This window comes from Streptococcus dentapri (assembly GCF_042649885.1).
In the GTDB taxonomy this organism is placed as follows: domain Bacteria; phylum Bacillota; class Bacilli; order Lactobacillales; family Streptococcaceae; genus Streptococcus; species Streptococcus dentapri.
Genome location: NZ_JBHSAC010000006.1, coordinates 1 through 11767 on the forward strand (window position 1 = coordinate 1; position 11767 = coordinate 11767).

The 11767-nt window shown below is 38.5% G+C and carries 10 protein-coding genes; all 10 read right to left on the reverse strand.

Annotation, left to right across the window (positions count from 1 at the left end; translation table 11 throughout):
* Positions 1-110 precede the first annotated feature (110 nt).
* On the reverse strand, positions 111-740 hold the full coding sequence (locus tag ACFOSE_RS00675) for a TrkA C-terminal domain-containing protein (protein WP_380429170.1): 630 nt from the start codon (positions 738-740) through the stop codon (positions 111-113).
* Between the two features lie 133 nt (positions 741-873).
* Entirely contained in the window at positions 874-3243 is a 2370-nt protein-coding gene (locus tag ACFOSE_RS00680; protein ID WP_380429172.1) for a phosphoketolase family protein, read from the reverse strand.
* 190 nt (positions 3244-3433) lie between these two features.
* On the reverse strand, positions 3434-4525 hold the full coding sequence (ulaG, locus tag ACFOSE_RS00685) for an L-ascorbate 6-phosphate lactonase (protein ID WP_380429174.1): 1092 nt from the start codon (positions 4523-4525) through the stop codon (positions 3434-3436).
* A 224-nt stretch (positions 4526-4749) separates the two neighbouring features.
* Entirely contained in the window at positions 4750-6435 is a 1686-nt protein-coding gene (locus ACFOSE_RS00690; RefSeq protein ID WP_380429177.1) for a BglG family transcription antiterminator, read from the reverse strand.
* A gap of 317 nt (positions 6436-6752) precedes the next feature.
* The gene (locus tag ACFOSE_RS00695) at positions 6753-7463 is read right to left on the reverse strand and encodes an L-ribulose-5-phosphate 4-epimerase (protein WP_380429179.1); all 711 of its coding nucleotides are present in this window, start codon (positions 7461-7463) and stop codon (positions 6753-6755) included.
* On the reverse strand, positions 7464-8327 hold the full coding sequence (locus tag ACFOSE_RS00700) for an L-ribulose-5-phosphate 3-epimerase (RefSeq protein WP_380429182.1): 864 nt from the start codon (positions 8325-8327) through the stop codon (positions 7464-7466).
* A gap of 5 nt (positions 8328-8332) precedes the next feature.
* Positions 8333-8998 (reverse strand): 3-keto-L-gulonate-6-phosphate decarboxylase UlaD, encoded by a 666-nt coding sequence (locus ACFOSE_RS00705; protein ID WP_380429185.1) that lies wholly within the window; start codon positions 8996-8998, stop codon positions 8333-8335.
* Positions 8999-9068: 70 nt separating this feature from the next.
* Positions 9069-9554 carry a PTS sugar transporter subunit IIA gene (locus tag ACFOSE_RS00710; protein ID WP_380429187.1) on the reverse strand — a complete coding sequence of 162 codons (486 nt, stop codon included), beginning with the start codon at positions 9552-9554 and terminating at the stop codon, positions 9069-9071.
* A gap of 76 nt (positions 9555-9630) precedes the next feature.
* Complete coding sequence (locus ACFOSE_RS00715; protein ID WP_380429188.1) at positions 9631-9909, reverse strand: PTS sugar transporter subunit IIB; 279 nt, start codon at positions 9907-9909, stop codon at positions 9631-9633.
* Positions 9910-9991: 82 nt separating this feature from the next.
* Positions 9992-11464, reverse strand: coding sequence for a PTS ascorbate transporter subunit IIC (locus ACFOSE_RS00720; RefSeq protein ID WP_380429190.1), 1473 nt, complete (start codon positions 11462-11464; stop codon positions 9992-9994).
* Positions 11465-11767: the final 303 nt, after the last annotated feature.

Consider the following 11767-nt stretch of genomic DNA (forward strand, 5'->3'; position numbering starts at 1 on the left):
TTTAGTATACTCCTAAACAGAGCAAAAAGCTCTTAGAAATGCAATTCCAAGAGCTTTGTCTTCAGTCTGAAATAGGTTACAAGTTTATTACTTGTAACCTATTTTGCTTTTTATTTATTAAAAAATTCTTGAACATTGGCATAGCTAAGACTGTCGCCAACAAAATAAATCCTGTCGCCTCGCTCAATTCTCGCATGAGGTCCTGGTGAAACAATGAGCTTTTCTTCGTGCTCAATGGCAATAATTGTCGCCCCTGTTTCCTTCCAAAATTTCAAATCTCCTAACTCTTTTCCAAAATAGCTACTATCTTGTTCTATCAAATATTCATACATATCAAAAGGAAATCGCTTGGTCAGTAGTCTGTTTTGGGAAATTAAATCATCAATCAGACGCGATAATTGTCGCAACTCACTTTCTTGTTGGTTAATATTGCTATGGATTTCAGATTTTAATACATTAAGCGAATGTGTAGCCTCAAAAGTTTCAAGAAATTCCTTGGCTTTCTCCTTGGAGACCACTCTGACCCCGCTACCATGCCTGACCTCAACAATATCAAGGTCAACCAAGATATTAATAGCTTTCCTAGCTGTCTCTGGTGATACATTAAAATTACTAGCCAGAGTGGAGCGAGATTTCATTTTTTCCCCCACTAAATATTTGCCTTCTACAATACGTTTAGCAATACCGACAGCCACCTGTTGATAACGCGACTGTTTGGTTTTTGAAATAAGTTCCGCCATTATTCCCTACTTCTTTTTTTATCTATTGTAATGTTAATTATACAATTAAGCAAGATGAAACTATAAAAATACTATAGCATATAAATTTGTCAGACAAAAGAAACTGAGCACAAAACTCAGCATCTTTAAAATTTTAATTGATATTTTCCCATCGCCAATTTTGTACTTCTGGGATATCATCACCATTTTCACGAATGTAGCCCGTGTGATAAGTTAACTTAGCGTCCATTTCTTGGGTAAAGGCTTGTGCTTCATTACCCAAAACAGCCTGAGCAGCATTTTTAGCAATATGGAAACGATCCATTTCTGATAAGACACGCATATCAAATGGTGTTGTAATATCACCATTTTCGCGGTAACCATGAATAGAAACATTGTGATTGGCACGGTCAAAGAAGAGATCACGAATTTGACCTTCATAGCCATGATAGGCAAAAATGATTGGTTTATCAGTCGTGAAGAGTTTGTTAAAGACTTCATCTGAGAGACCGCGCGGATCAACTTTAGGAGAGCGCAATTTTAAGATATCAACCACATTGATGAAGCGAAGCTTGATAGTGGGAAAAGCCTTATGTAGGATGGAAATACCGGCAAGAACTTCCAGATTTGGTTCCGTTCCGGCTGCTGCAAAGACAATATCGGGTTCCTCATCAACTGAAACAGTGGATGCCCAATCAATCACCTTATAGCCTTGATAAATTAATTCTTCCGCTTCAGCAACAGAGTAAAATTGAGGACGTGGATGTTTGGAAGTCACAATCACATTGATCTTATCTTCATCGGCCAAAGCATGTTCCATCACTGCAAAGAGAGAATTGGAATCGGCTGGTAGATATTCCCGAATAAATTCTGGTGTCTTTTCTCCAAGGTGAGTCAAGAGACCAGGATCTTGGTGGGTATAGCCATTGTGATCCTGTTGGAAAACGGTTGAGGTCGCTATCAGATTGAGTGATGGATAATTCTTCCGCCAGTCCGTATGCGTTTTCGATTTGCGCAACCATTTGAAATGCTGGGTAATCATAGAATCCACAACACGTAAGAAGGATTCATAAGAAGCAAAGAAACCGTGACGACCTGTTAAGACATAGCCTTCAAGGAAGCCTTCCGCCTGATGTTCTGACAGCTGCGAATCAATTACCCGACCAACTGGCGATAGCCATTCATCATAAGAAGTATCACGAGGAGCCAACCATTGACGATTGGTAACATTAAAGACATTATTAAGTCGATTAGACTTAGTTTCATCTGGTCCAAAAATACGGAAATTATCTGGATTAGCCTCGATAAGATCGGCGATATAGTTTCCAAACTCAATCATATCTTGCTTCATGATTGCTCCCGGAGCTGATATATCAATGGCATGTTTGCGCCAATCAGCTAAGTCTAATTTTTTAACAACACCGGCATTTGTAACCGGGTTCATGGACATCCTACGATCACCTTTAGGAGAGATAGTACGAATATCCGCCTTAACATATCCTTTCTCATCAAAAAGTTCTTCCGGACGATAGGATTTGAGCCAGTTGGTCAGGACATCGATGTGTTCCATATGACCTGCTTCAACCGGAATAGGCACTTGATGGGCACGAAAGCCCCCTTCAATCGGTTCACCCTCCCATCCTTTTGGACCGGTCCAACCTTTTGGAATACGAACAATCAACACTGGCCAAGCAGCCTGACTAGCCTCTTGTGCCGAATGCTTTCGCGCTTCCATTTGGATAGCTTTTATTTCTTCGATAACCTCATCTAAGGTAGCCGCCATTTGCCCATGAAGCACCGCTGCATCTGTTCCTTCAACAAAATAAGGTTTCCATCCGAGACCCTCAAATAGCTGTGCCAACTCTTCATCTGCTTTACGAGCCATGATAGTTGGATTATGGATTTTTCCGCCATTGACATAGAGAATCGGCAACACTGCACCATCATTGACAGGATTGATAAAAGTATTTGAGAACCAACCGGCATTAAGTGGGCCTGTTTCAGCTTCTCCATCACCAATAACAGTCGCAGCAATCACATCTGGATTATCAAGAATTGCACCAGTCGCATGTGACAAGGCGTAACCGAGTTCCCCACCTTCATGGATAGATCCTGGTGTTTCAGGAGCCGCATGCGAAGCGATACCACCTGGAAAAGAGAAAATTTTACACAATTCCTTCAAACCAGATTCATCTTGTGTAATATCTGGATAGCGTTCCGAATAAGAACCATCAATATAGGAATTGGATACCATAACCTGTCCACCATGCCCAGGTCCTTCAATATAAAACATGTCAAGATCATATTTATTGATGACACGATTAAGGTGGGCATAGATAAAGTTTTGACCTGAGATAGTTCCCCAGTGACCAATTGGGTGGACCTTCACATCATCTTTAGTCACTTCCCGACGGAGCAGGGGATTATCTTTCAAATACATCTGAGCTACTGAAATGTAATTAGCAGCTCGCCACCATGCATCTACCTTAGCAAGATAATCCTTGCTGTTAAAATTTGTTGTCATATTGATAGTCTTCTTTCTAAAAATTACTTTTTTGAAAAATATCCACACATCGTGCGACATGCGGATATTGAATTGTTATAAAAATATCAAAATTTATTGGGCGACAATTAAGTCTACAACTGAACTCTGCTTAACAATAATAGAGCAAACTACTATGTCAGATAAACTGGCCTCATGATTAAAGAAATAATTACAAGAGAGCCTTGAATTGAATATTGGAATCATATTCAAAGGCATCATCAAAGCCACGTGGATGATGGTATTCAATACGATCTTTGTCTTGAGGATAAGTGTACTTACCGCCAACTTCCCAGATAAATGGATGGAATTGGTACTGGAGACGTTCTTTGCGCATTTTCCAAAGCGCTAGAATTTCATCTGTTGATGCCATAAAGTTAGACCAAATATCATAGTGAACAGGGATAATAACTTTAGCACGTAGATTTTCCGCCATACGCAGCAAATCAATAGAAGTCATTTTATCTTGGATACCTACTGGGTTGTCACCATAATTATTAATGGCAACATCAATATTATAATCTTTACCATGTTTTGCAAAATAGTTTGAAAAATGAGAGTCGGCTCCATGATAAATCGTTCCGCCAGGTGTTTCAAAAATATAGTTAACTGCCTTGCGAGCCATTTCCTCATCAGTTACAGCTAAACCACTAAGATCATCATTGTTTTCTTTAGCTCCCTCAACTGGCAGAGTAACTAGACAGGTACGGTCAAAGGATTCAACAGCAGTTACCTTGATATCTTTAAATTCAAAGCTCTCACCTGGTTTGATAACGATGATACGGTCTTCAGGAACACCCCATTTTTTCCAAATTTCGCCACATTCATATGGTCCAACAAATTTGACATGATCTAATTTGGGATTATTAACAATAGCGGCAGCTGTATTGATATCAATATGATCACTGTGAAAATGAGAAACAAGATAATAATCTAATTCATTGATAGCAAAGGGGTCAATAACCATGGGCTGTACACGAAGATTGGGCTGTAATTTACGAACACCAGCCATATTAGCCATCTGGTGACCCCAAACCATATCTTTTACTTTCTTAGTTGATTTGCCGCGATTTGACCAAAGATCCATAACAATATTGGCTCCACCAGGCGTCTTAATCCAAACACCGCAGTTACCCAGCCACCACATAGCAAAATTACCTGCAGGAACGGCTTCTTCTTCAATTTCTTCGTTGAGCCAAGTTCCCCATTCTGGGAAGGTACTTAAAATCCATGATTCTCTTGTAATATCTTTTACATTAGCCATTTTTAATTCCTCCTACATCTTGAATGTTTAATTTATTCCACATGTTTATAATACCGCTGCCAAATAATTTATAAAAGACCAAATAAAGCACAAGCTTGTGTTCATATTTGGACTGTTTATTTTTTAATCATGCTCAGCCTATTTGACTTAAGCATGTCCTATGGCTTAATTTATCATCTCTTTATTTATCTAAAAAATAGGCCTGAGAATACTTGTCCCAGACCTTATTCACTAAAGTAGCTCTGTTTCTTGTTAAGATCATGGAGTAGTTCTTCATTGATCAAACGCGCTATTTTTGTTTTAAGAGCATAAGAATCACTGTCATTTTTAACATAATGACGAATATAGGCTTCTAACTTTTTATCAAAATCATTCTGTTCTGTTTGTCCTTGCTGCTTGGCAAAACGAATCAATTTAATAACATCATCATCTCTTAAAATAGAATGTACAAAAAGGGTTGGCAGCTGCGTGTCTAGCGTATCGTTTGTTGAAATAACTAAATCAACAGCAATAATATCTGCAATACTGTGAAATTGTTCAGATGTCAAAACAGCTTCAATCTTACTATGGGGTAAATAGGCTTTACACTGTTGCATAAATAATTTTTGCACACCAATTCCCTCATCACAAACTAAAGCCAAGCTTTTTGGCGGTATTGGTTTGACCTCCGACTGTTCCAACTCACCACCAATATGAATGGTGATATAAGCAATATCATCATCGTTCATTTTAATAAACCAAGCATTTTCCAAAATCGAAAGACAGTCCTTGGTCATGGCAAATAAGTCTGCATATTTGGTTTTGATTTGGTCTGTCAAAGGATTCGCCGAGACAATCCCATAAGTCTTTCTAAAAAGAAGCGCCTTACAATGGGTTAATAACTGATTGAGTAAGAGTTGCTTATTCTTAAAATGGACATGATAATCAAGCTCAAAAGCATTTATAAAATGAGTTAAAATCTGCCGCATATCATCATAATCATGACTTTCAAGATGCTTATCTCGATCTTTTCGATAAGATAAGAGTAAAACAGCGATTAAAGAGATTTCAATCTCATCTAAGGCCATATCAAATTTTTTGTTTAAATCTTCTCTTAGATGTTGCGCAATTTCATGCTCCTTACGCTCTTTTATAGGAGAAAATTCTCTTAATAAATCTCTTTGTTCAGGCTCAGATAGGCCTAAGTTCTGATAACTTAAAAGCTGATAAGGTAGGGTAGCAGCCATAAAATGGATATCTTGGTCATTAATTTTTTTACCAAGCAAGGCTTGAGATGCTTGTAATTCTCCTTTTATAAAATCTGAAACATCATCAGAAAAGTAAGCTGATAGATTGGCAAAATCCCTTAATCTATCACGCATAATAGCAATAAAATTAGGATTACTGTCTGTATAAATGGTATGAAGAAGCTTATTTAAATATTGCATTTTAGAGAGAGGGTGGCATTCCAAATAGTAGCCTCTGGACTTAGTGGTCTGCAGCTGAATACTATATTGCTCAAAAGAAAGACGCTGCCGAAGTTCATTGAGGTCATTAAGAATAGTATTACGAGAAACATCATTGATTTGCATCAATTTTTCAATGGTAACACGGTCTTTGGCAACAGCAATATAGGCAATGCTAAGTAAAAGACGCTCCTGCATACTCATCACATAAGAATTATCATCTAAATCAGCCAACAGGCTTTGACAGGCTGTTTTTTGCTGTGGTGAAAGCAAAATACCTATACGGGGATAACTGATAATTTTGGGAATGTCAGATGGCAGGGCTCCATTTATTTTGTCAAGATGATAATAAACTTTACGTCTAGACTGACCTAAAGCCTTAGAAATACTCATGACTGTCTTATGTTCTTCCAACTTTATTAAATAAGAAAGAAGATCATAACTATTTCTATCTAAAATAATCATTTTTACTTCCTTCACTAAGGGTCCTTATGTTCATTATAGCACACTTTTGAGACGAAACCTGAAACTTTTAAGCCTGACAGTTGGCATTCTAAAATAAATTCTAATGTTTAACTTTTAATAAATCCTTCGATTCTATCTTCCGTTCTGACCTATTACATTTAAGATAGAACTGGGCAATTCCTAATTTCTCTTCTGCAGATTTTGGATATATGAAAACTCCTCTCATAGTTTCTAGTGAATTTTGTTTTTTCACTGTCCACTATAGAGGAGTATATCACTGTTTCAAACCTCTTAAATTTTTTTATTATAATTAATCGTTAGTGACTGTCTCCTTTTTGCCCATAGTAGGCATTTTTACCGTGTTTGCGAAGATAGTGTTTGTCTTTCAAAGCTTGCGGCACTTCTTCGACCTGAGGGTTGATACTTTCAGTATAACGTGCCATACGGGCAGCTTCTTCCAACACAACGGCATTGTAAACTGCAGATTTTTCATCCTTACCCCAAGAAAAAGGACCGTGGTTGCGCACTGTAACACCTGAAACGGCTAAAGGCTCTAGACTGCGTTTGGCGAATTCTTCGATGATAACCTTGCCAGTTTCTTTTTCGTATTCCCCATTAATTTCCTCAGCTGTCAGCGCTCTGGCGCAAGGAATTGGACCATAGAAGGTATCAGCATGAGTTGTTCCATAACATGGAATATCCCGACCAGCCTGAGCCCAAGCTACTCCTTCAGTTGAGTGAGTGTGGACAATGCCTCCAATTTCAGGCCAAGCCTTATAGAGCTCAACATGGGTAGGCAAATCAGACGATGGATTGAGATCCCCTTCAACAATAGTACCATCAAGGTCTGTCACTACCATATTCTCAGGAGAAAGTTTATCATAATCAACACCTGAAGGTTTGATAGCAATGTAGCCTTGTTCTCTGTCAATTGCCGATACATTGCCCCAGGTAAATTTTACCAGACCATGCTCCGGCAATTCCATATTAGCATCATACACGCGTTTTCTTAATTCTGGTACTAACATTTATCGTAACCCCGCTTTCTCAATCAGTGGATAAAGGAAATCCTGTGCTTCTTTGATTGCAGCTTTTGTTTCCTCAACTGTTTCACAATTTTCAGACCACATTTCAATTAAGAATGGGCCATTATAGTTAGTTTTCTTTAAAACATCAAACATTTGTTCCCAGTCTACACAGCCTTGACCAAATGGCACATCACGGAATTGTCCTTTTGATCTTTCTGTAACCGCATAAGTATCTTTTAGATGGAGAGCTGCGATGGATTGATGCCCAATGTAGAATTCGCTCCAGAGGTCATTGCTCCAAGCCGAAACATTTCCAGTATCAGGATAGGCAAAGAGATAAGGGGAGTCAATTTCTTTTTCGACAGCTAGGTACTTTTCAATAGAATTAATGAAAGGATCATCCATAATTTCAATGGATAGGATAACTTGTGCTTCTTCAGCCCAAGTACAGGCCTTTCGTAAATTTTTAATAAAACGAGCGCGGGTTGCTGGAGATTTTTCTTCATAATAGACATCATATCCTGCCAGTTGAATATTACGAATTCCCAAATCCTGAGCAAATTCAATACATTTCTTGGTAATTTCTAATGATTTAGCTTCTATTTCAGAATCGTTGGAACCCAGCGGATAACGGCGTAAACCACTAAAAGTGATGCTTGGAACACGGATTCCCGTTTCATAGATAGCTTTAATCAGCTCTAAACGTTCTTCTTTAGACCAATCCAAGCGAGCCAAGCGCTCGTCACTTTCATCAATGGACAATTCAACAAAATCAAAACCAAGCTCTTTGGCAAAATTCAAGCGCTCCAGCCAAGTAAAATGCTTAGGCGTTGCTTTTTCATAAATACCAATTGGACGAGCCATAGACCTCACCCCCAGATGCGACGAATTTCGTCTTTGAAAGCACGAGCTGCTGCAGCCGGATCAAGAGCTTCAGTGATTCCACGACCAGCGATAAAGGTAAAGACATCAACACCTTCAAACAATTTCAGAGTATCGGTTGATAGACCACCAGTGACAGAAACCCTGAAGCCCATATCAATCAGTTTTTTAACCTTGCTGAGATCCTTTTCACCCCAAGTTTCACCAGCAAGCAAAGCATCGCGTGACTGATGATAAATTGCTTGTGAAATACCAGCATCTAACCATTGTTGAGCCTGTTCAAATGTCCAGTCTCCATACAATTCAATCTGAATTTCACCCTTGTCACCACGTTCTTCTTTAATAGCCTTTAGGGCAGCCTCCATTGTTGGAATAGTTGCACAGCAAATACAAGTCATCCAATCAGCACCGCGAACAGCATTATTTTTAGCAACCGTACCACCAGCATCAGCACACTTTGTGTCAGCCACAATCGTTTTATCAGGGAAAAGGTTGCGCAACACTTCTACCAGTTCACTACCAACTTGAAGGAGACAGACAGTCCCCGCCTCAATTACATCTACCTCTTGACCTACGGAAACCGCCGCCGTAATAGCTCCTTGCAAATTTGAGTGATCAAGAGCTACTTGTAAATTAGGTAATTGTTTAGTCATAATTAGAGTACCTCATTTCTTATACTATATTTAAAAACTTCTGAGCATGAAAGCATGACGATTTCAGCGCTTAAGAATCTAAATCCAAACCTTCCAGATAGGGACTGTTTTTGGATTCTTCCACCATAGCAAGGACTTCTTCTGGAGTCTTACAGTCAACCAAGCGTTGGATTGAATTTTCCAATTCAAAAAGCGCGATAATTTGCGGAATGGCCACAGACGTATGAATCGCTGAACTAGTGGCCGCTAATGTTAATAATACCGAGACATCTGAACCGTCCGGGAATTTAACCGGCTTAGTTAAGGTAATCAGAGCAAATGAATCACGATTAACACCGGCCTCTGGACGGGCATGAGGCATGGCCATACCTGGCATTAGAATGTAATATGGACCATATTGCTCTGTTGATGAAATAATGGCATCATAATATTCTTTGTCGACTGCGCCAGACTCAATTAAAGGATTGACTGCCAATTTTACGGCTTCCTTCCAATCACTGGCACTCAGTCCAAGACGAATGGAATTATTTTCTTCAAATGCTTTTTTTAAATTCATGGATATTACCTCTTTCTTGTTTCTTGAAACAAGGAAAGTGCCTTATTTCTAAAAGCACTTTCTATGAATTGAGTTACTATAAGATAGCTTGTAATTTTGTTTTAATTTCATTGTCATCCATCAAGTTATCCAGACCAACCAAATGTCCCTTAGTACGACCGTCTAATTCATAAATCAAATGATTAGAAGCCACCACAATATCATAATTAGAAGCAATTCCTTTTGCTTCACCAACTGAACAAGAAGCAGATTCTATGTCTGAAATACCTAATTGACGCAAAGCGTTTTCAACCTTCATTTTAATAACCATTGATGAACCCATGCCATTTCCACATGCTGTAAGAACTTTAACCATAATATTTTCCTCCATTTTCAACCGATAATATAATTATTAAACAAAATGTTAAACGTTAATAATAAGTGGAACTTAAACTAAACTATTGAACCTCCCCACGATAGTAGGCTTCTTTATCTTTTGCTCTAGCAAATTGAATTTGCGGAATAGCAAGCAAGAAGAGAGCAACGATAGCATATCCAATATAACCTCCATATTTAAAGATATAAGCAAATGGTACCCAAGGAATATCAAAGTCGATATTACCATGGTAACCGCCATAAGAAGCGAGACCAAGGAGTGAAACAGCCACTGCACCAAGAGCAACTTGAAGAACCCCTGAGATGAATGATAAGGTGACTGCTGCTTTCCAGCCTCCACGCTTATCAGCGTAAACCGCAATCGCTGCATTATCAAAGAAAACAGGTACGAAACCAGTGATGATAAGAACAGGATTTTTAAAGACAATCAAGAGCACAATTGTAATTAGTTGACCGATTAAGCCGACAACAAAACCAAATAGTGGAGCAGCTGCTGAACCAAAGCCATAAGAAGCCGCAACATCAACAGCAGGGAAGGAACCAGGAAGTAGTTTATTAGAGATACCTTGGAAAGCATTAGTTAATTCACCGACGAACATACGAACACCTTGCATCAGGATAAAGATATAAACTGAGAAAGTGAAAGCTGTCTGAACAACATACATGTAGAAGTTTTGCTTAGCAGGATCAAATGGATTGGCAATAGCAACTACACTACCATTAATAGTCAATTCCTTCATAGCCATCACATCTGGACCGAGTAGAAGGAGAATCGCACCGAAGAAGAAAACCATCAGAGTTGCTGAGGCAACAACTGTATCGTGAAAAATATTTAAGAAACCTGGTAATTTAAGATCATCAAGATTATCCTCTTTCTTACCAAGTTTTGGTGCAACCTTGTCGGTAAACCAAATAGCAAATTGTTGTTGATGTCCAATCGCAAAACCACCACCATTAGTCAAACGTTGTGTAGCTTCAACAGTCATGTTTGAACTAACAGCCCAATAGAGACCGCACAGAATACCAATAAGAGCTGTTCCCAAAACACTACTTTTACCAAAAGTAGGGATCAGAACCAAAAGCATCAAAGTAATAGTTGCTGCTTGTTGGACCATAATGTGACCAGTAATAAAAAGCGTCCGAATTTTTGTAATTTTACGCAAAGCAACCAAAGCAATATTGACAAAGAAACCAATCAAGAGTGCAGTAGCAGCTGCACCGACAAAACTCGGAAAATCCGATTCAACCTTTGCATTAGCAGCCGTTAAACCAAAGTAAGGATCAATAACAGCCGCACCAATCTTAAATTTATAATTAAGAGCTACTAAAATAGGACGGAAAGTATTAACCAAACCAGCTGAACCAACATCCAAAATCATGTAACCAACAGTCGCCTTAATAAAACCAGCATAAACGTCATGCCACGGTTTCTTCAGTAGAATATAACCAAGAAGTACAATTAACCCTACAAAGAAGGCAGGTTTTTGCAAAATATTTTGCGAAAACCAATTGAGAATGATCATAAGAATATCCATGAGATATCTCCTTTTCTAATAAAATAAGTTTCCACTTTTCTTTATAATCTCATTATAATTTTGTAAGCGTTTTTATAAAAGACCAAATCTTACACAGTTTTGTGTTCAAAAATGTTCTCAAGCTAAACACTAGGTAAGTGTCAAGGTAATCTGTACCCCATAAAAATATTATAAAAAGCAAAAGAGCTAATTAACCTTACTAACCTTCTGCTTTAAACTCTTTATGCTAATATTCATCGCACACAAAAAAGGAGTGCTGCTGCCAACACTCCCTCTCATCAGATCAACTCCGCCAGTAGGACT